The organism is Planctomycetaceae bacterium, assembly GCA_041398825.1.
GTDB lineage: Bacteria > Planctomycetota > Planctomycetia > Planctomycetales > Planctomycetaceae > F1-80-MAGs062.
The window spans coordinates 949,919-970,451 of the sequence record JAWKTX010000001.1 but is presented as its reverse complement, the minus strand read 5'-3'; the positions used below and the strand labels follow the sequence as shown (position 1 = coordinate 970,451).

General features: G+C 54.5%; 17 protein-coding genes. 6 read left to right on the top strand and 11 right to left on the bottom strand.

Annotated features, from left to right (window positions below; all coding sequences use genetic code 11):
- Positions 1 to 40 precede the first annotated feature (40 nt).
- The gene (gene purM / locus R3C20_03490) at positions 41 to 1,096 is read right to left on the bottom strand and encodes a phosphoribosylformylglycinamidine cyclo-ligase (protein ID MEZ6039541.1); all 1,056 of its coding nucleotides are present in this window, start codon (positions 1,094 to 1,096) and stop codon (positions 41 to 43) included.
- A gap of 323 nt (positions 1,097 to 1,419) precedes the next feature.
- Between purM and R3C20_03485 the strand changes: the two genes are divergently transcribed.
- Together R3C20_03485 and R3C20_03480 are read left to right on the top strand one after the other, a co-directional pair.
- The gene (locus R3C20_03485; protein ID MEZ6039540.1) at positions 1,420 to 2,181 is read left to right on the top strand and encodes an ATP-binding protein; all 762 of its coding nucleotides are present in this window, start codon (positions 1,420 to 1,422) and stop codon (positions 2,179 to 2,181) included.
- 322 nt (positions 2,182 to 2,503) lie between these two features.
- The gene (locus R3C20_03480; GenBank protein ID MEZ6039539.1) at positions 2,504 to 3,634 is read left to right on the top strand and encodes a beta-ketoacyl-ACP synthase III; all 1,131 of its coding nucleotides are present in this window, start codon (positions 2,504 to 2,506) and stop codon (positions 3,632 to 3,634) included.
- Positions 3,635 to 3,774: 140 nt separating this feature from the next.
- On the opposite strand, the gene R3C20_03475 is transcribed toward R3C20_03480, so the two are convergent.
- Positions 3,775 to 5,889, bottom strand: a complete 2,115-nt coding sequence (locus tag R3C20_03475; protein MEZ6039538.1) for a serine/threonine-protein kinase — start codon at positions 5,887 to 5,889, stop codon at positions 3,775 to 3,777.
- A gap of 48 nt (positions 5,890 to 5,937) precedes the next feature.
- Positions 5,938 to 6,468, bottom strand: a complete 531-nt coding sequence (locus R3C20_03470; GenBank protein MEZ6039537.1) for an ECF-type sigma factor — start codon at positions 6,466 to 6,468, stop codon at positions 5,938 to 5,940.
- A 414-nt stretch (positions 6,469 to 6,882) separates the two neighbouring features.
- On the opposite strand from R3C20_03470, the gene R3C20_03465 reads away from it, so the two are divergent.
- The 4 genes from R3C20_03465 (at position 6,883) to R3C20_03450 (ending at position 11,709) form a co-directional block, all read left to right on the top strand.
- On the top strand, positions 6,883 to 7,194 hold the full coding sequence (locus R3C20_03465) for a hypothetical protein (protein MEZ6039536.1): 312 nt from the start codon (positions 6,883 to 6,885) through the stop codon (positions 7,192 to 7,194).
- Positions 7,195 to 7,872: 678 nt separating this feature from the next.
- Positions 7,873 to 8,349: a hypothetical protein gene (locus tag R3C20_03460; GenBank protein ID MEZ6039535.1), complete on the top strand. Its 477-nt coding sequence runs from the start codon at positions 7,873 to 7,875 to the stop codon at positions 8,347 to 8,349.
- A 3-nt stretch (positions 8,350 to 8,352) separates the two neighbouring features.
- Positions 8,353 to 9,366 (top strand): hypothetical protein, encoded by a 1,014-nt coding sequence (locus R3C20_03455; protein MEZ6039534.1) that lies wholly within the window; start codon positions 8,353 to 8,355, stop codon positions 9,364 to 9,366.
- 75 nt (positions 9,367 to 9,441) lie between these two features.
- Positions 9,442 to 11,709, top strand: a complete 2,268-nt coding sequence (locus tag R3C20_03450; GenBank protein ID MEZ6039533.1) for a vWA domain-containing protein — start codon at positions 9,442 to 9,444, stop codon at positions 11,707 to 11,709.
- A gap of 768 nt (positions 11,710 to 12,477) precedes the next feature.
- Here the strand turns inward: R3C20_03450 and R3C20_03445 are convergent.
- The 8 genes from R3C20_03445 to R3C20_03410 form a co-directional block, all read right to left on the bottom strand.
- Positions 12,478 to 12,753, bottom strand: a complete 276-nt coding sequence (locus R3C20_03445; GenBank protein ID MEZ6039532.1) for a hypothetical protein — start codon at positions 12,751 to 12,753, stop codon at positions 12,478 to 12,480.
- Positions 12,722 to 12,886: a hypothetical protein gene (locus tag R3C20_03440; protein MEZ6039531.1), complete on the bottom strand. Its 165-nt coding sequence runs from the start codon at positions 12,884 to 12,886 to the stop codon at positions 12,722 to 12,724. The genes R3C20_03445 and R3C20_03440 overlap by 32 nt, the downstream gene beginning before the upstream one ends.
- Positions 12,883 to 13,128, bottom strand: a complete 246-nt coding sequence (locus R3C20_03435; protein MEZ6039530.1) for a hypothetical protein — start codon at positions 13,126 to 13,128, stop codon at positions 12,883 to 12,885. Before R3C20_03435 ends, R3C20_03440 begins: the two co-directional genes overlap by 4 nt.
- Before the next feature lie 157 nt (positions 13,129 to 13,285).
- Complete coding sequence (locus tag R3C20_03430; GenBank protein ID MEZ6039529.1) at positions 13,286 to 13,564, bottom strand: hypothetical protein; 279 nt, start codon at positions 13,562 to 13,564, stop codon at positions 13,286 to 13,288.
- Positions 13,565 to 13,695: 131 nt separating this feature from the next.
- Positions 13,696 to 15,981: a serine/threonine-protein kinase gene (locus R3C20_03425; protein ID MEZ6039528.1), complete on the bottom strand. Its 2,286-nt coding sequence runs from the start codon at positions 15,979 to 15,981 to the stop codon at positions 13,696 to 13,698.
- Between the two features lie 144 nt (positions 15,982 to 16,125).
- Positions 16,126 to 17,004: a hypothetical protein gene (locus R3C20_03420; GenBank protein MEZ6039527.1), complete on the bottom strand. Its 879-nt coding sequence runs from the start codon at positions 17,002 to 17,004 to the stop codon at positions 16,126 to 16,128.
- On the bottom strand, positions 16,995 to 18,611 hold the full coding sequence (locus R3C20_03415; protein MEZ6039526.1) for a Calx-beta domain-containing protein: 1,617 nt from the start codon (positions 18,609 to 18,611) through the stop codon (positions 16,995 to 16,997). Before R3C20_03415 ends, R3C20_03420 begins: the two co-directional genes overlap by 10 nt.
- Entirely contained in the window at positions 18,553 to 20,481 is a 1,929-nt protein-coding gene (locus R3C20_03410; protein ID MEZ6039525.1) for a Calx-beta domain-containing protein, read from the bottom strand. Before R3C20_03410 ends, R3C20_03415 begins: the two co-directional genes overlap by 59 nt.
- Positions 20,482 to 20,533 lie beyond the last annotated feature (52 nt).

Here is a 20,533-nt window from a genome sequence, read left to right as displayed (position 1 = left end):
TCGGACTGGTTTAAAATAAATGTCTGGGTTTCTCAGCTGGTCACTGCACAACAACGACGGGGTTTTCTTCGGACTGCGCTTCAATCATTCCGAGGCGAACAGCCGGGTATTCTTCTGTCGAACACGCCTCCAGCACGACCTGTGCACGGCCTTCGGGCACCGCGAGGATCAGGCCGATTCCCATATTGAACACCCGGGCCATTTCGTCGTCGGCAACACTGGCAAGACTTTGAAGCCACGTAAATACCGGAGGCACCTTCCAGGCATCCCGGTTGACAACCGCCCGAACATTCTTTGGAAGAACTCGTTCCAGGTTGTCAGCAATTCCGCCACCTGTGATATGAGCGATGGCGTGAATTTCAGAATTGCCAGCCACCGCCAGGGCCGATGCAACAGTATTTGCGTAAATACGTGTCGGGCGCAGCAGAGCATCACCAACAGTGCACCCCAGCAGATCGATCGGCCGATCAATCTCCAGCCTTGCGTGTTCGAACACGACCTTTCGGACAAGGCTGTAGCCATTGCTGTGGAAACCAGACGATGGAACGCCGATAAGCACATCCCCGGGCTGTACGCGAAGACGGCCATCCACAAGCTCGGACCGTTCTGCGGCCGCAACACAAAAACCTGCCATATCGAAGTCGCCAACCGCGTACAGGTCCGGCATGATCGCAGTTTCGCCGCCCAGTAAGGCGGCCCCCGACTGCAGGCACCCATCACTCACGCCGCGAACCAGCTGTTCCAGGAGCGCCGGATCGTCTTTGCCCATTGCGACATAGTCGAGGAAGAACAGGGGAGTTGCCCCCAGGCAGAGGCAATCGTTGACACACATTGCGACGAGATCGATGCCGATGGTGTCAAACCGATTCGCGAGGATGGCAGCCTTGATTTTGGTGCCAACCCCATCTGTTCCGGAGACCAGAACCGGGTCGCTCCATTTCTTTTCCGCACACAACCGAAACAGACCGGCAAATCCGCCCGGCAGATCCATCACACCAGGAGTGTGGGTGCGCCTCATCAACGCCGGCAGACGCTCCATTGATTGCTCGTACAGCTCAAGATCTACCCCGGCAGAGCGGTAACTGAACTCAGTCATTTCAAATTTTTTCCGGAGATTTAGCGGGGGATGAAATTCAAACGGGAAGCCGACAGCTTCGACCACCGGTGGCACAGACAATGTCCGGCGATGCTCGAAAGAATTGCAGATCCTGCCAGCCATCGTGTCAAGCCGCCTGAAATGCTTCCGCATCAGCAGTCCTGGTTCTCATCCGAACCCGTTTCGCACGAATCCACTGCGCCAGATCCGCCGATTCTGCCGATCAGTGGGTTTATAGCAGGAGTTGCCAGCAATAGACCTGTCGACGCCGCCATTCTGGTAGTTGGGACCCGAAGTTTGCAGTCGTGCAAAAAGGACAAATCATGTTTGGGCGAAAAGTCGAAACGCCGGAATTTCTGGAAACACCGACTCACGTCGAAGCCCTGAATCGGCTCCTTTACCTCGTTGAATCCGGCACGACAATGGCGTTGATTCAGGGACAGACCGGCTCCGGTCGAACCGTCGTGCTTGCAAAGCTAAAACAAATTCTGACGCGACAACAATTCTCATGCCCAATGGTCAACGTGGCCGGAATGGATGCAGAGACTCTGTTCTGGCACATCGCATCCGTATTCTCGCTTCCGGCTGCCAGCCAGCAGAACAAAGCTGCGACCCTGATCAGCATCCGCGACGAAATCCTGGGCCGCGCACATTGTGGCCTGAAAACACTGTTGATCCTGGACGATCTGGACCACGGGTTCGGCGATTTTCAGGGGGCCATTCGATACCTGGCCGCCGTGGCTGCTCAGACTGAGGGAATGTTTTCGATCGTGATGGCCGCCAGCACATTACCAACCGGAGGCCTCATCGACGACGCGGAGCTGAGAGTGGAACTTCCGCGATTATCCCGCGCCGAATCCGCTGCTTTCGCCATGAAAATGCTGGGGGCGCTCACCGAGAACGGGCAGTCCCTGACCCAAAACGCCCTTGAAGAGATCACTTCACTGGCCCAGGGTCTCCCCGCACGCTTGACCCAGCTGTGCAATGTCCTGCACGTCGTCCACGAAACGACGCCTGATCTGGCTATTGACGAGCATATTGTGCGAGAATTGGCCCTTGAAGTTGGCCTTCGATCGGCCGCGTAAATCTCAATCGTGACCAGGATGAGGGCAATTCGACAAATAACGCAGGATTTATAGTCGGCGAGTGGTCGAGTCGAGGTTTCATTCAGTTAAATAACCGGGTAGACTGCCACACGGCATGGGTATTGGGGAATACCCGGTCACGAATTCAGGCGGCAATGTTCGTCAGGTAGCATGGCTCGATACCGTAACTATTCGATGTCGACGGTGTTTACCCACTGGGTCTCATGGGAAAGTGTAACCGAAGAAGCCAGGTGTGATTGCTGGGGAAGCACGAGGCAGTTCTCGGTCAGGAATCATCTGTTCTTTCCGGAACGAAATCCGCATGAATTCTAGAGCGACTGAACTGCAAGAGGCCGTGGGCGTTCCCGCAGCGATCGACCCGAATACCGTTCGTAGTGAGCTCCAGCCAGCCCTTCGTTCAGAGAACGGAAGCGATGCCAGGCTGCTCTTCCGTCGTTCGAAGCGAACAAACCAACTCACCGGCATCCAGATTCGGGCGATTGGATCCAGCGTTCCCGAGAACGTTGTCACCAACGAGCAACTTGAAGCTCGCTATGGGTTCGAACCCGGCTGGATTGAACGCCGAACAGGGATTCTCGAAAGACGGATCGCCGGCCCCTACGAAAATACAAGCGATCTGGCGGTTCAGGCTGCCCGAAATGCAATTGAACGAGCAGGCGTGGATGCCAGCGACATCGATTTGCTGATTGTCGGCACGTTCACTCCTGATTTCACCTGCCCATCAACGGCGTGCCTCGTGCAGGACAAGCTGAAGCTGGATGCGCCAGCGATGGACGTGCAGGCCGCGTGCTCCGGATTCATGTATGCATTGACAACTGGCGCTCAGTTCGTTGCTACCGGAAACTCAAAGCTTGCCCTGATCATTGGGGCGGACCTGAACAGTCGAATTGTCGAACAAACTGACCAGAGAACGGCTCCTCTGTTCGGTGACGGCGCAGGAGCTGTCCTGCTCGAAGCAGGCGATCGAACTCAGGGTCTGATTTGCTATCAGCTTGGGGCTGATGGAGCGGGTGGCAGCCTTCTTGACCGACCTGCTGGCGGAACACGAAAGCCGCTGACACCAGAATTGATCGCTTCTGGAGAACATTACCTGAAAATGGATGGTCGCAATGTCTTCAAGTGGGCCATCCAGGCGGTCACAGAAACCATTCAACAGGTCTTAACGACCGCTGGCATCGGTGTCGAAGATGTCGGCTTGTTCGTGCTCCATCAGGCCAATATCCGAATTATTGACCACGCGATGAAAGAGCTCGGGATCCCCAGAGAAAAGGTCTACTGCAACCTTGATCGAGTCGGCAATACATCAGCCGCTTCGATACCAATCGCGCTGGATGAAGCCTCCCAAAAGGGACGTATCAATCGAGGTGACATTGTGGTGATGTGCGGTTTCGGAGCGGGCCTCAGCTGGGGAACCGGGGTCTTCCGCTGGTAACGCGTTGCCGCAGAGCTTACAGAACCGGCTCCGGTTAACGCCCGGGGCACGCGCAACCAGGTCTCGCTCATCCACCGGTATCGAATCCGACGATCCCGGGGTATGAAATCGTGCGCGGTATGCCTGTGCTCTTTCGCAGGTCACTTGCCTGTCGGTTCGACCGGACTGACAGAGTTTTTCCGCCCCGAACCCTCGCCTCGCGAACTTTGAATACGATCGGTGAGGTTTTCAAGCTCACCCCACTCCGGAACGAATTCGCTTATCTTGCCGAGCACACGCTCTGCTTCGGCTCGCAGGCTTTCAGCCAGCTCAAACTGCTTCGCCTCTTCGGCGAATTCTGCGTAGTCACACAGAGTGACGAACAACAGTTCTGAATGCTCCGGATGAGGGCACTCTGCTTCGAACTGCCTGCAGTGCACCAGAGCCTCATCCAGCCAAGAGGCGGCCTTGCCGTATTCTCCTCGTTTTTTTTCAACGTAGAACAGTAGGTGAGCACTCTTGACAAGGTGCTTGCGATGTAATGGTTTCGCATCCGGGTGGGAGCAGGCACTTTGAGACCACCTGCGACTTTCCAGCGACATTTCTTCAATCTTGTCCAGACTGAATTCGTCAAGTACTTCCTGATAATCCGCGGCGAGGGCACCGTAGGTTGCCGCAACGGCATCCATGTAGTCGACATTATCGGGCTCCAGACCAACGATCTGTCCGATAACGTCCAGGCATTCTTCATGCAACTGCTTTCGCAACAATGTTGGACCACAGATGGAAGCTCGACTGAAGCGAGTCGCGAACTGCGAAAACTTGTAGTCGACGTTGTCGGGAAACTCCATGGCCAGGGAATCAAACAATTCCTGACATCTCAGGTAAGCTCGTTCAGCTTCCACGAAGTACTCTGCGTAGGAAGCTGCAATCCCTGTAAAGTGATGAGCGTCGCCCGTTCGCTGACGAATTGTGGGATTACCGGGAGCCCGTTGCAGAATTGCCTCCAGCCGGCCGGTTGCTTCTCTGAGAGTTTCAAATTGCCCTGGAACGTCGCCGGGGTTTCGGGGGCTTCGAGAAGCAGGCAGAATGACGTTCTTCCGTATTTCATTCACCTGCTGTACCATCGCAGCTTCAGCGTCGATTGATGGTCGGCCCGGGGCGACTGCGGTTTCCAATAGCGCCGCAGGGGTGCGTCCGCCCTCCATTGAATTGTCGTCCTTATCTGATGACAGCCACTGAAGACCTGCGATTATCAGCAGCAGGAAACCACTGCAAACAACAAGCATCTTTCTTCGAAGTAGTCTGGCTTCATCGATCTGATACTGGCGTACTTTAGGCTGTTTCCCTTCAACGAACAGCTGCAGATGCTCGAGCAGTTCACCGACGGACGGATACCGATTCTCAGCATCTTTTTGGAGGCATCGATCACAAATGCTGGCCAGAGTCTCCGGTACATCCGGCATCCGATCGATTACAGGGACAGCCGGTTGCTGAACGGTGGCGATCAATGATTCCAGCCAGCCACTATGACCGTGCGGAGTCTGTCCGGTCAGCAACTTGTATAGAATTGCGCCGATCGAATAGATGTCGACCGATGTCGATGCGGTCTTGCGTGAAGCAATGATTTCTGGAGCCGAATAGCCGACCGTCCCCGGCAACCAGGACCCTCGCGTTACGGTTTCATCCAGTTGGTCCAATCGCACGGCCAGTCCGAGGTCAGTAACAAACAGCTGCCCTGCTTCCGTAACCAACACATTATCGGGCTTCAGGTCACAGTGAATTACGCCCTGCTGATGAGCGAACACAATGGCGTCGCATAGTTGAATTGCCAGCTCCGCGATTCGGTCCCATGGACTTTCATTCGATTCCTTTGCATGGCCAGTAACCCATTGATCGATCGGTACACCATCAATGAACGGCATCACGATGTAAGGAACGCCATCTTCCGTCACTCCCGCGTTTAGAATCGCGGCAATACCGGGATGTCGGAGATCGGCAAGAGTCTGGCATTCTCGCTGAAACTGGCTGGTCAGCTTAATGGTGCCTGCTCGGAAAGGCATCAATTTGATGGCCACAATTTCCTCGTAGGGCTCAAAACGTTTCGCGCGGAACACAATGCCATAGCTACCGTAACCCGCTAACGATTCCAGGCGATAGTCATCGATCTCGCGACCAGTCCAGCCGTCCGCCCATTCCGCTACCAGGTCTCGGTTGAGTAATTCAGCAAGACTGTCATTCAAGAAAGAATCGGGAGGGGAGAGTTCAGAATCCATAACACAGCATTTCCGACGAATCATCAGGGACTTCAATGGCTGCACCGACTATCGATTCAGGAACCGGTAAAGCCAGTTTCTTGCAGCCCGCCAGTCGGCTTCGACCGTCCCAAGCGAGAGATCAAGTGCATGAGCGACCTCGGGCATCGTGAGGCCACCAAAAAACCTGAGTTCGACTACCGCTGCCTGACGCTCAGAGATCTTCATAAGAGATTCCATCGCTTCATCCAGCGCAAGGATGTCCAGTTGGTGCCGTTGCAAAGTATCGACTACTTTTTCCAGAACAAGAGTTTCCTGAGGCAGATCTCGTTTTGCAGCGGAGCTGGCTCGCGCATGATCGACGATCACAAACCGCATTGCTCTGGCGGCCGCCGCATGCACATAGGCGCGGCCTGGTGCTGCCTGCAGATTCCCCGAATTCAACAGTCGCACGAGTGACTCCTGAACCAGTGACGATACGGACAAATCGCGGACGCCGGATCGCAGTCGACGAATCGCCAATCGCCGCAAATCAAGCGACAACTGGGCCAGAAACTCGGGATCCTGTCGCCAGTCCCAATTCTTCTTTGGTGGTGCCATATCACCTGTTCTGCTTAGGTCCCATCGCCTCGACGCTGGTTGAGTTTCTTCCCACAAACCACACTCGCATCTGTCATTGACTCAACACGATGCTCGAATGTCGAGCCGCCAATTCCTCCGGACTCTAGTCTTCTCAACCTGAGTTCAATTGCTTTTCAATTCCGGAAACGCAAATCGAAATAAAAAAATGCCAGGGGATTCCTGAGGAGATTACGAAAGTACTCGTGACTACAACAAGTCGGCACGCTACCGGCATTCCCCCTTAAACGCTTTCACACGTTTTGATACTAGGTATGAACAGCCACACTATGAATGACTCAGAATCTGGTGACCTGTAACAGCGCCCAAAATCTGCGAATACCGCAAGCTGACTGGCATGGACTCAGAGCAACTGGCTGACTAACCGGTTACTTCGTGAGAGTCATACGCAAAGCAGAAAAAGATTGCAACCTGCGGTATTCCACTCTCTCAGCCATCACGACGGCTTTTCAGCGGGGCAATATCGATATTTGCCCCGGAGATCTGTGTACGCATCCACTGGCTGTTGTTCAGGCATTTGTAGAAGCCTGTCGCGTTGATAAAGACAAAATGGTCGCCCAAATCAGACATCTATTGAGCGACGACCTGGAATTGTTTATCGATGGCGACCCAAACACGATTCCTTTCGCCGGAACCTATTCCGGTTCAGATGGACTTCAGAAATCTGGAACAGATTCTTCTCTCTGATCGAACGTTATGACCAGACAGCCCTGAACCTGCGTTACTTCGTCTGCGGCCAGGAAGTCGTCGCCTACGGGACCGAAAAAGGCCGAATCAAAGGCCACGACACCGACGTTCCCAGCTGGCATTCATTGAAATTTGACGTGCGAGGCGGCCAGATCATCCGTTTCAAAGACTGCTTCGACACGGCGTCCGCCCAGGCCTACGTTCAGGCGTTTCAAGAGAAGATGCGGCGGAATGCAGAGGCAGGCGAAACAACGGAACCGTAGCTGACCGGTCGGACTCCAAATCTCCGAAAACCAGCCAGAAAGAAAAAATGCAACCACCCACCACTGCCCCGACTCAACGATTGTCCGAATCAGATACATCGGTCCATCCTCGGGATGAACGAATGCAGAACCTTCATTCATTACACCGTGTTTGTGTCGTCTTTGGATTCATCTCATCCACATTGCTCGCACCTTTCGCCACTGCTCAAACTCTGGTTGAAGTACGCATGGACCCAAGGCCAGCCCTGCGTTCGAGTGCTCTGAACCGGGCGAAGGCTACAGTATTGCAACATGCTAAAATGCCTTCTCGTGAAGGACATGTTGTTGTCGGGCGGATCAGGATTGATGCTGGCGATGATTACCGCAGTTTGTCGTCACAGATGCGAATCATTGAGGGCGGATTTTTGCTGACGCCGTGCGTGACGTCAGAAAGCCGATTCGGTTTCAATGCCACGGCTACAACCCGCTGGAATTGATAGTGCCGCCGGACCTGAAGCCGGATGCTGAAGGTATTTATGATGTGGGTGTCGTTCGGATGCGGCGATGTGCCCCGGACGAACTTGCGAACATTTCTGGTGTGGTAAAACGTGAGGGCGGGCACAGTAGCTCCAAAATCACAGTCTCACTTCGACACAGAATCGTCTCCCCAAACACTGTCTCTGGCGGATACAGCGGCGGAAGTTCGAATAGCGTTGTTACTACAGAGTCGCCTGACGGATCGTGGGCGCTGAAAGATGTTGCCCCCGGCGATTATTACGTGAGTTTCTACAGTAACCCACACACAGGCCACAGCCAGCAGATCATTCTCAAGGCATCTGAAACGAAGGAGATCGCCCTGTCACACTGGAGTGCCTCATCAGGTGAAAGTCGATTTTATTGCCACGGAAGCTGACACATGGCAATTTTCAGGAGAACACATCAATTCCATGGATCTCTGGACAGGGCAGAGCTGAAGGTCGCGGGCAACCAGTATTACTCCGAACTTCGACTCGATCAGAAAGATCACATTTTCAAATTCAATTACAGCTACGCCCCCTGCTATCTGACTGATCTGGGCAAGGGAAAGCTGGCTGACTTCTGCGGCAAGAATTTGACAGCAGAACGTAAGAGCCCTTCAAACGTACCAGTGGCGCCCGGGCACGTCTACCTGCTGAATCAGATCGCCACCAATCGCAACGTGCTGTTTACGATGACCATCGGCGAGCCCATAAGAATTGGTCAGTCACAGCCCGATGGCATCCCACGCCGTAAAGACAGCCCCCGGATGCCCAGCGTTGTCGCCCATTACAATTTTGATGGTCATCCCATGGAACTGAATGGCACGGCCTATCCGATGGACATTCGAAATGTGCAGTTCTCCGACACAGCCATGATCCTGAACGGAAAATCGGAACAAGTTGACCGAAAAAACGGTTTTCGAGCGGGCTCATTGATCCCGGGAATTGATCCGGGCGAATTCACACTTCGCATCCGACTCAAGCCGACTGGAGATTCGACTGAACCCCAGCCAATTTTTGTCGGCGGCGCTGGTTTTCATTGGCTGATACTGGAAAGAAAACCCAGCGGGGAACTGATCATTTCCCTGAATCATGGTAAGTTCACCCAATCAGTTCCGAATATTCGTATCAGTAAGGACACATGGACAACTCTCATTTGCGCTGTGAGCGCGTCTCAAAAGGTGGTCGCCGTTGCTGATGATTCGGGCAAGCCTGTTGTGATTCAGTTGCCAGCCAACCTCAGCATGACATCAGCCCTGAGATATTCCGGCAGTCAGCAAATTCAGTTTGCTCGAAGTAGTCCTCAGGCTTTGGCGTTCTGTGGAGAAATTGATGAACTGACTCTCCTGAACGGCGTGATGACGCAGGGGAAATTTGACGCAATCATCAAACGCCTCAGGGCGTTAAAGTAACTGCAACTGTCAGACTCAGTGACTTGTTTGATCCATGTGTCAGTGGCAGTACCACGACACCGTACGAGGCCAATCATGTCAAACATAAGATCGACAATTCAGCAGCCGCGTTTCAGGGAATGGCTGCGAAGAATGCCATTGTCAGCTGGCCGGATTTCCACGGAACTTCGGCCCTTTCTGATTTCACTGACAGTGCACTGCATTCTATTTGTGTTGATGGCGTTCTGGGTACTGCCGCTGCTCAGCAACGGCACCGATTCAACTGTCATTGAAGCAAGACTGCTCCCAAATAATCGGGACGCTGCGGATTACATGACGCATGAGGTTGATTTTAGTGCGACGAACCACGACCAAAGTACATTGTCGCAATTTCAGGCGACCGTTGCGGCTGAAATTCCAGCTGCTCCAATCGGGGGCGAGTCAGTTCCTGTGGATTCACCCGCCATGCCATCTTCACAGGTGAAGGTACGCCGGGGCGACCTTCAGCCAGTCACAAAGATGACAGATGCGGAGCTGATGCAGGACTTAAAGCTGGGTGTGCGAGCAATGGCCATTCATGGTCACCGAGGAGAAACTCGTGTTGAAGAAGCAGACACCCCCACCGGAATTGCGAGTACCCTGGAAGGCGACCTGTTGTCCATCGCGAAAGATGGAGATGCGATGGTCGTCTGGGTTCTCGACCAGTCGCTCAGTATGCAGCAGGACATGAAGGTGCTGGCGGAGGGACTGGTGGAAACTCTGAAAAATATCGAGGCAGACGAGACGAGTCAGATGCAGCACGCTGTCGTCGCCTTCGGAGATAATGTCAGAGTTGTTCAGAGCCCCACTTTCAAAGGCTTACGCGTGGCCGAAGCCATCTATAATCTTCCCCCCGATCCATCCGGAATCGAACGCACTTTCGGATCGGTGGAGTGGTGTGTCGATCGATTCTTTTCATCCAAATGGCGGGGTGGCGAGCGACAGAACCTGTTAATCCTGTGGACAGACGAATCTGGTGACGACTACCTGCGACTGGAAAACACAATTGCCAGATGCCTGGGGGCCAATGTTCGAGTGGACGTGATCGGCCCTTCCGCGGTCCTTGGCGCACAAACCGGATACACAGCCTTTCCACACCCTGCGGACGGAATCACCTACTTCCTGCCGGTTCATCGAGGCCCGGATTCAGGATTTCCCCAGAAGTTGTCGCTGGGATACTGGTACCGCGGAGTGCCGGCGACTTATGACGAATCTTTTCGTGGCCCCTATCAGGGAACATCACCCCGCTGGCAGGGCGGTAGTAACTTACAGTCCATGCTGTCCGGCTTCAGTCCCTATGCACTGACACGGCTGTCCCGAGAAACAGGTGGTCGCTACCTGATGTACGATCGCCCCGGTGATCGAGCTCCATTTTCGCTGGAGCAAATTCGAGACTATCAGCCGGACTACCGTTCGCTGGCAGAAATACAGTTTCAATTACAGCGACAACCGCTGCGCCAAATCGTTCTTGCATCCGCTGCACGAACATGGAGTGGTGGCAATCTGGCTCAAACCCAGCCGGATATGACCTTTCGCCCGGCATTCGGCGGTCAACCCCATAACGAATTCGTCAGATCCCGTCTGGTCCCAATGCTGACACGAGAAATCCGCACAGCATGGCAGGATGCTCAGGCCGTCGAAGAAGCATTATTGCCGTTCCTGATGGCGTCCGCGTTGCAAGGATTTCAACCCAGGCCGGAAGTCTCAGGACATCGTGCACCCATGTCTGAGAGCGACAAGATCGAGGATCACCGGGATCAGAATCCGCAAGAGAGACCAAAGAACGACTTGAATGATAAAGAAGCAATGGACAATGACGACGAAGAGGCCAACGAAGAACTGAAGAACATTCCCGCACTCAGCGCGGATGAAGTACAGCTGGCGACCCTGGAAACAGAGCTGAATGAATCGTTACTCGAGCAGCTTTATCAGAATGAACCTTCCCCACGATGGCGTGCATGGACAGACCTCAACATGGGGCGGTTGTTGGCACTCAGCGTCCGCCTGCGAGAATACCTCGTCGTTTCCACCAGCACACTGAACAACGTGCAGAACCTTCAAAGCGAAACTAACTTTGTCTCCTTTTCCCCCTCAGCGAGATTACAGGGCGGACCACCATCGGAACAAAGACTGGCCGTCGCTCGACGACTTTTGCAACGTTGCATTGAGGAAAACAGGGGCACCCCGTGGCAGGTCATGGCCGAACGCGAACTGAGGGATTCATTCGGCCTTGAAGTGACTCAACGTTTCGTACCGCGTCCCACGCGAATCATGAACACGCCTATCCCGCCACCACCTCCAAAACCACAGCTGCCAAACTTGTAACAGCCTGGAACAGCGATTCCCTGATTCAGAGTGCGGAGATGCATCTCGAAGCAGTACAACGACGAAACCGCATTGTCCGGGCCACTGCCGTCCCGGCAGGCAAGCAGAGCCCGCGCAAGCAAACGAAAATGGGATTGCAAGGATCTTCATCATGTGGGAGCTCGCAGTCTGACCGTTTTCAACGATGCCGCGGGGCGAAATCCAATCGACAGGCTGGCCAGGCGGAGTTCTTCAACAGAAAAGGGCTGGAAAGCGGTGATCGCTTCCAGCCCTTTTCAATGGTTGATTCGTCTGACGAGACTTGAACTCAAGACTAACCCGACCAGGACTCGAACCTGGAACGACAGAACCAATGATAATTATGCCCCGCAGTTAATATGGTCAACGCGTCCCGCGATCCACATGTCGCGATAACGCCGGTGGAAATGCCGGACTCGCTACGCAGTCGCTGCCTGCTTGTATGGGCAGCTCTATTTGCCGTCCTGTTTCCTGATCAGTGCTTCGGCCCTTCCCGAAGCAGTTGGAGGGATAGTCTGCGGTTCCACGGCGGGGAGCCTGCCAGTTCTTTTGCCGAGGATTCCATTGGCTGCCTGCACTGCTCTTCGCCATTTCGACGTTGCCAAGATGGTGTTCGGCCATCGCCAGAAGTAATAGGTGTAGCTGACTGTGTATTGCTTGTGTCAGCCGCTGTTAAACGCGGCCTCCAGCTGTTGCTTCTTCTTGCTTCCTCGTACTCGCCGGCACGGACAAGAATCGCACCCAGCCCGTTCAGGTACTGCTGGTTGACTTTGATCTTTTTCGACAGCCCTGCGAGCCATCGTGATGGCGGGGCGCATAATTCTGAACAGCTTCCGCGCCCAGTGCACACGTCCAGGCACTGAAATGTAATTCTTTAGACTCATCAGAATTGGCGAAGGTACTCAGCACCTGCTGGCACATGTCTCGGTAATCTTTGATCTGATTCAGCCGCAGGGACAACAAAGCGACCTGATACTGCGTGTAATATGTGCCGTTACCAGCCTGGATAGTTGAATAAAACTCCATCCTGAACTTCTCCGTATTGCTGCAGATGCAGCCGGGCGACCAGTTGTTGATCGCGAAAAATCGAGTTGGATTCAATTTCCAGGGCTTTGTTTAGATCAACGAGAGCTTCATCGTACTGCTGGAACTGGGTCATCCCATCGCACGCTCATGCTGACTCCATGTGTGTTCAGGATTCAGCTTCAACTGCCCTGTTGCAGTCGGCCAGTGCCGCTTGAGAGCGAAGTGAAGCTGCCTGAGAGCCTCGCCGCGTACGTAATATGCTTCCTGTTCTTCTGGATTCACAACCAGAGCCGCGGTTGGCATACTGAACCGCCAACTCGTACTCTTCGGCGGCTCTGACAGCGATAGCTGCCGAAACCATACCGCGTGCATCATCTTGCAGTCTGTCCGCAGCTTGTTTGGCCCACTCAGATGCCAGTGTCGGGTTTTTCCTTACGCCATTGCGTTCTAAATTTCCTAATGCACAGAGCCGCAGCCATTCAGCGAATTGGGGATCCAGTACCTCCGACCTGAATCGATTCTGAAAGCCTGGTCATAGAATTCTTCGGTTTACATCGTACTTCTTCGCAGCGTCGAACTTTCGACCGACTCGCTCTGTAGTCGCTGGCGGTTTCCGGGACAGCAATTTTTCGAGGAGTTCGGTGACTCTGGCAAAAATCACTTTCGATTCATTCAACTGGCCGCCATTTTCATACACTTCGCCACGTGCCTGATGGTAGTCAATCACATCCGGAAACTGTTCAATCATTTCCGTCAATAAGGGGACCGGATCTTCTGACTTCGCCAACAGCACAACATATTTTGCGTGCAATTTTACTGGGTAAATTCCAGGGGTTCTTCAGGAGTTCGACGATTTGTCGATGCTGCTTCCGGCCCTGGCTCGCCACCGACCAGGAATCATACCTGTCCGCCACGATCCCGGTAAACAGATAACGGTGTGCTTTACTTTCTGAAAATCCGTGACCAAAGACCGGGCAAGATCGTACGCTTCTGTGACCAACTCCGCTGCACGCTGGCGATCACGGGCTTTTTCATGAACCTGGCTGCTTTCCAGAGATTGCTACCAAAGAAGCTTCTACTCGCCTGATTGCCTTCCTTTGACACTACGTCTCTGTATTCATGGAGGAATTGCAACCAGAGTCGCTCGGCTCGATCCGGGTCTTCGCTTTCCATCAGCTTCGCATATTTGTTCAGATGATACCCAAACTCTTCGTAGTTGCGTTTTGTAAGCTCTCGATACTCTTCGACGCGGCCCTGGTGCTCGTATGTTGTCGCGAGGCCCTCCAGGGCTCCGGATTTGTCAACATCGTAGTCTGTCGTCAAGTCCGACTCTTGCAGCGATTCGTAGATCCTCAGCGACTGCTCAAAGCACGATTCCGCTGCGGAGAAGTCATGGAAATTGTGCACGTAGAGCCAGCCCAGCATTGATGTCTCTCGGGCTTGCTGAATTCCATAGCGATGATCATTCGGGAAGTGCTTACCAAGTCGCTCGAACTCGGCGATCGCGTCCAGGTAGGCGCGCCTGCTTAGCTCGTTCTCCTCAAAATGCCCCGCGAGTTGGGCCAGGCGAACACGAGTCATCGCGGCCTGGAAACGCACTTCCGGCGATTCGGCTTTGGAGACCTCTAAATTGTCATAGAACGCCAGAGCATCGGTGACGATGTTTTTCAGGATCGGCTGCGCTCGTGGAACTTCCAGTAGTTCCGGATTAGAGGCGTGCTCCAGTAATTTAGCGACGGCGTCCAGCGCTGCCGCAAGATTGACATCAGACATCTTTTGGGCAGTCACTGCTGCCTTCTGTGCGACGATGGCCTTCTTTTTCTCGTCTTCCGCCGCCAGCTTTGCATCAAGGGCGTCTGCGGCCGATTTGGTGGAAGTTATCTGGGCTTGATTGGCGTGAACCGCAAAGCCCCAGCTGATGATCGTAGACGTAATCAGGACGGACGCCAGAATAGCGCTGGTCGTCAGCATAAGCTTGTGTTTTGCGAAGTATTTTCGAAAGCGATATCCGACAGACGGCGGACAGGCCTGGACCAGATCGCCATTAAGATATCGCTGCAGATCGGCTGCCAGTGCACTGGCGGATTCGTATCGGCGTATACGATCTTTTTCGAGGGACTTCATCACAATCCAGTCCAGTTCCCGTTCCACCTGTCGTTCAAGTTGCGGCGTTGCTTTCTGTTGTTGCTCGGTCAGCGTTGAGAGGCGTTCCGCCTTGAGAGTACTAATGCGTTGACTGGGACGCGGAGGTTCGTCTTCCTGAATGATGCGGCGCATTTCGTCGTACCCTGCTTTGTTCAGAGTTGCACGATCAAAGGGAGTGCTGCCCGTAAGCAGTTCGTACAGCACAACGCCCAGCGAATACACATCGCTCCGCGTATCGACATCCATGCTGGTCATCTGAGCCTGCTCGGGACTCATGTACAGCGGCGTGCCAATCATCTGCGAGAACTGTGTAAATAACGTCCGTTCTGTGAGCCGCTGGTTGGTCGCCTTGGCTACGCCGAAGTCGATCACTTTGGGAACGTGGCGAACGTCGTCGAGCTCCACCAGAATATTGCCGGGTTTCAGGTCGCGATGAATAATGCCCTTGTGATGAGCATGTTGCACGGCCTGGCACACCGTCACCATAAGTTCCAGTCGTTGACGCAGGTCTAACTTGTGTTGATCACAGTAGTGGGTAATGCGAATGCCGCGCACCAAATCCATCACGAAATAGGGACGCCCTTCTTCCGTCTGCCCCGCATCCAGGACACTGGCAATATTCGGATGACTCATCATCGCCAGTGCCTGGCGTTCGGCCTCGAACCTCGCCACAACTTCCCTGGAATCCATCCCCCGTTTGATCAGCTTCAGAGCGACGTTTCTCCGCACGGGTTGCCGTTGCTCCGCGACAAACACCTCCCCCATCCCGCCAGTCCCCAGACGTTCGAGCAACTTATACGGGCCAATGGTCGGGTGCTGACTGACGTCGATGGCCAAGCATTCCGTCTCCCCAGGGGCGTCCATGTTCAGACTCTCCATCGCCTGAACCAGTGGATTAGGTTCCGCATCCTGCAGCGACGCCAGCATCCGTTCGACTCGTTGACGCAGTCCCGGATCATCACCGACCGCAGTCTTCAGATACCGATCGCGTTCCTCACCGGCTGGCAGTGCACGAGCCGCGAGGAAAATATCTCTGATTGAACGTAGGGGATTCACTTTCGGAACGAAGGTATGCTCATTCATGACGTGTGATCCTTGTTTCGTCGTATTCAAAATACACGCACGACGCGCCAGCGATTGTTACCCGTGAGCCCGGTATTCCCCGAGCCGAATACGGGCGGCTCGGGGCGAAGACTCACTGGCTTGCAATGGTGACCAACGCCGAGACTAACTCAGTATTTTCAACAGGTCTTCGGCAATCACGTCCAACCAGCCGTCAAAATCGCTGCGCTGTGGGTCTATCCGAATATTGACTTCAGGTTTCCAGACCCGACGCGGTGAGATGTCGGTCGGCGAGACATCCGGTGTCCCTGCATCTTCGGAATCCTGATTCTTCATACGGCCCCCTTCTTCAACAGACAGTGACGACGCGGTCCGATGTTGTGAAGGTGACTCTTCTTGTGGATCAAACAGCGATTTCGCAGCAGTCCGGGTCGATGCCGAAACCGGCGTGGACCAATTATCCTCACCAGCCAACGTCACTTCAGTTGCCACCAACTGTGGGCTCGGCGATGGAGGATCAGCAATACCTCTCGGATTCGTGTTGCCGCTGGCCAGAGCGAAGACCTCGTTCGCACTCTGGCTGCCGGACGTACGACTGGCTGCTCCTGAATACTGATAGACCGCGTCATCGCCACTATCGACCACCCAGATATCGTTCACATTAGCGGGATCGATCGTGATTCCCTGCGGCGACGTGTTGCGGCTGTCCAAAGCCCAGCTTCCGAGCAATGCGCCGCCGACTGTATACTTGTAGACGTTGTCCGTGCCGGCATCGACAACCCACAGATAAGTTCCATCCGTAGTGATGCCGCGAGAATCTCCGGCCACCAATGAGAAGCTGGACGTGGTGCCCGTGTTACTGGTACGCGTTGCTCCGTCGGCGAAACAATGCACTCGGTCGTTGCCGCGATCAACGATCCAAACATCCGTCCCGTCGGTGGCAATGCCTTCGGGGCGACTCAGGCCGGAAGCTCGCCACGAACGCAGCAGGTTGCCGGCGTTGTCATGGACATAGACGTAGTCGTCGTTGTCAATCACCCACACGGTGTTGCCCGTGATGTCGGCCGCTGCGCCTCGCGGAGAATTATTGCCTGAACCGAGATTGTAGTTTTCGACGACCGTGCCATCTGCTTCGTACTCGAACATATCGTCCAATGAATCATCGACCACATAAAACTCGTCCCCGACGCAGCTACCGGGTTGACGGTCACAACGACCGTGTCGCTGGCCGTTGCACCACCGTTGTCGGTGACGGTCAGAGTGAGCGTGTGAGCCCCCAGACTCAGGACTGGTGAGATACTGGCTGTGGTTCCAAGAACGGTGGCCCCTTCGGTCCACTGATAGCTGACGATCGTGCCATCGCTGTCAGAGCCACTACCGTTAAGCGTCACGGCCGCACCGTCAATTACAGTTTGGTCAGCACCGGCATCGGCCGAGGGGGCGACATTGGCAACTTCATTGTCAATGATCGTGCCAAGCCCTGTGCCGTCTGCGATCGTGGTGCCCAGGGGATTGCCGAGCGTGATCGTGAAGGTTTCATCAACCTCAAGGTTCAAATCATCAACGGTTGGGATGATGATGGCTCGACTCGTGACACCTGATTCAAACACCAGGGTACCGCTGGCCCCGGCATAGTCGCTTCCATCAATCGCAGTCACGTTGTTCGTCAAGTAGTCGACCGTCACCGTGTCTCCAGAGGATGACGAAAGACTGACCGTGAACACAGCCGATGATTCGGGTGCATAGCGAAGTAATTCGCCGGTCGTAAGATTGGCACCAATGTAAAGCGTGCCAGCACTGTCGAAGGCCAGTCCAACCGGCTTACCATAAACGGCATTAATGTCGATGGTAGCAACGAGATCGCCGGTTTGCCCATTGAACTGGAACACTTGTGATGCGCCATTGTCGCCAACGTAGAGATCGCCGTCAGGTCCAAATTCAAGAGCAGAGGAATTGACCAGTCCGTCTTGCACAAACAGACCGAGCGGTGTTCCATCCACGCCGCTGAACTTGTAAACACGATCATTCCCGTTCACATAGATATCGCCGGCGGCATCGACGGCAAGATCCTTTGGCCCGGTCCCTCCATCGGTAACACTTGCCGCGAAGACTCCCAGAAATGTTCCGTCCGCACCGCTGAACTTCAGGATCTGATCAGTGTCTTTGCTGCTGACGATCAGGTTGCCAGCGGCGTCGAAGACGATCCCTCGTGGGTTGGACAGACCGGCGGCTCCGGACGAAATGAATGCTCCCGCTGGATCAGGAGTTCCCGTGGTTTCGTCGAAACGCAGAATTTCGTTGGTACCCTTATTGGACACATAGATCCAACCGTCATGAACCTCGATTTCTTTTGCATTGAATAGCCCCGCGGTTCCGATCGGTACGAAGTCGTGATCGATTTCGCCGGTGAGACCGTCGATCTTCTCAATTCCAGCGTCCTCGCCTCCAACTCCATTGATCTGACTGAATGCAATAAACAAATCCCCATTGGTTCCCTTAGCAACGCCCCACGGCCACCCGCTGAATCCCCCGCCGAGAGCAATGGTGTCCGCAAATTCCCACGTGGATCCAGCCTCCAACGCGGTTGCATCGCTAATGACGACGCTGGTGTCGTCGTTCAGGATTGTCCCGACGGCAACCGCGTCGACCAAAGTGCGCCGTTCCGGAATCGAGCGTCAGGTGCAGCGTCAGTGTTTCATCTTCTTCGGGCGTCTGGTCGCCATTGATTGGCAAGACAAAAGTGCCCACCGTCTGTCCTGCAGCAAAAGTCAGTGTGGTCGAATTCAGAGTGCCGTAGTCACCATCGGCGAACGTCGCCGTGCCTTCGGCAATCACGCCGCTGACAATCGCCGTGCCCGACGTGTCGCCATCACGCGTGACGGTGAACACCAGGTTCGTGACACCATTATCACCTTCGATCGCCTGAGCATCGGCAACGCCAATCGTCGTGGTGACATCGGCCAGCACGCTGTATTCCCAACTCAGAATATCGTGGCTTTGGGCGTCTCCTCCGGATACTCCCGTGAATCCAACCCACGCCTTACCGACATCCAGATCCAGCGTCTCAGCAAGGTCGACGGCGACGGTCAGCGCCGGACTGACAAAGTCGTCCAGAAAGATGGCCATCGTTCCAGGCTGGTAAACCACCTTCACCTGATGAATGTTTCCATCATTAATGTCAAAGGCTGGAGTCACTGTTCCCAGCGAAGCCGACTCGTGGTTGCTGTTTGGTGCGGCGCCCATCGTATGCACACCGACATGGTTGTTATTGGGATCGTTGGTTTCGCTGTTTTGAAATGTGTCAAACTCGATCGCCAAACTGTTGGCAATACTCTTGTAGCCCAGACCACCGCCGACGCCACCCAGTGCATCATCCTGACTATTCTGAACAACGAATGCAAAACCATCCGAACCGTCACCAGCCGTCTGGAACTCAAACTCAGTCTCAAAGCCGACCGACAATAGTTGAGGTGAGGCGAACCACGCAGCACCCTGCTGGCTGGTCAATTGCGGAGTCAAACGAAGCGCATTGTTCGTTCCAGCAGGAGCCGTCGCGTGACGGACCAGATTCAAACCGGTTGGATCGCTAAAGTCGGAATACGAAATCGTTGCCACCGCGTCGTCGTCCAGAATCGTTCCGGTCCCCTGCGTGTCAGCGATGGTTCCGCCAGTGGCGTTTGACAAATTCACGAAGAGGTTCTCGTCCGGTTCGACGGCGGTCTCGCCATTCACCTGCACGGTAATCGTTTGGGAACTGCTGTCGCCTGCGGGAAAAGTCAACATGCCACTTGATCCGACATAGTCAACGCCTTCCGTCGCCGTTCCCGCGACTGTCGCGAAATCAACGGTGGTCGCCTCGGAGATGTTGCCCGACCGTGAGACCGTGTAGACAAGGTTGGTGTGACCGCCATCTCCCTCAAGAACCTGGGCGTCGCTGATTGCAATTTGCGAATCCGCCAGCGTGCCTTCGATCTTCACATTGTCAACGAAACCGTCTTCTCGGCTGTCGCTGACCTTGGCGCGATACCGCAATTGAAAATCGGAGACAAGGTAGCTGCCGTCGATAGTGACAGTTTCGTTGTGCCAGGTATTTTCCTGATCCACATTTCCCCGTAGCGATGCAACTTCGTTCCAGCTGTTGCCGTCGTACAGATCCAGCGCGATGTATTCGCCACTATCAAAGCTGCTTTCGATGTACCACGAAAAAGTGAGTTCGGCACTGCCATAGCTGGCCAGGTCCAGTGGGTTGGCCAGGCTCAAAGTGGCATTCGAAGCCGAGCCATCGACTTCGGCGGCGTACGACCCGTCGGCGGCACGCTGACTGGTACGAGCCCAGTCGTTCTGACTGTCTTCGACCCAGTTCCCATTCCACTCGCCAACTTCAAAGCTGTCGGCCAGTAGTACCGTCAGCATCTGTCGAGTCTCCAGCGATTCCAGCTGGACAAGGCTGTGGTCTGCACGACGTGATTTGTTTCGACGATTCATCTTTTGCTTGCGGGAGAATCTGCGTGAGTTGGTCATGACATGGTTCCTGAGTCTGGGGCGAGTCTCACCGGCCCGGTGTCACATGAAG

Coding starts and splice junctions, on each gene's coding strand:
- purM (MEZ6039541.1), bottom strand. CDS start 1,096: ATGACTGAGTTCAGTTACCGCTCTGCCGGGGTAGATCTTGAGCTGTAC.
- R3C20_03485 (MEZ6039540.1), top strand. CDS start 1,420: ATGTTTGGGCGAAAAGTCGAAACGCCGGAATTTCTGGAAACACCGACT.
- R3C20_03480 (MEZ6039539.1), top strand. CDS start 2,504: ATGAATTCTAGAGCGACTGAACTGCAAGAGGCCGTGGGCGTTCCCGCA.
- R3C20_03475 (MEZ6039538.1), bottom strand. CDS start 5,889: ATGGATTCTGAACTCTCCCCTCCCGATTCTTTCTTGAATGACAGTCTT.
- R3C20_03470 (MEZ6039537.1), bottom strand. CDS start 6,468: ATGGCACCACCAAAGAAGAATTGGGACTGGCGACAGGATCCCGAGTTT.
- R3C20_03455 (MEZ6039534.1), top strand. CDS start 8,353: ATGGCAATTTTCAGGAGAACACATCAATTCCATGGATCTCTGGACAGG.
- R3C20_03450 (MEZ6039533.1), top strand. CDS start 9,442: ATGTCAAACATAAGATCGACAATTCAGCAGCCGCGTTTCAGGGAATGG.
- R3C20_03445 (MEZ6039532.1), bottom strand. CDS start 12,753: ATGGAGTTTTATTCAACTATCCAGGCTGGTAACGGCACATATTACACG.
- R3C20_03440 (MEZ6039531.1), bottom strand. CDS start 12,886: ATGACCCAGTTCCAGCAGTACGATGAAGCTCTCGTTGATCTAAACAAA.
- R3C20_03435 (MEZ6039530.1), bottom strand. CDS start 13,128: ATGATGCACGCGGTATGGTTTCGGCAGCTATCGCTGTCAGAGCCGCCG.
- R3C20_03425 (MEZ6039528.1), bottom strand. CDS start 15,981: ATGAATGAGCATACCTTCGTTCCGAAAGTGAATCCCCTACGTTCAATC.
- R3C20_03410 (MEZ6039525.1), bottom strand. CDS start 20,481: ATGACCAACTCACGCAGATTCTCCCGCAAGCAAAAGATGAATCGTCGA.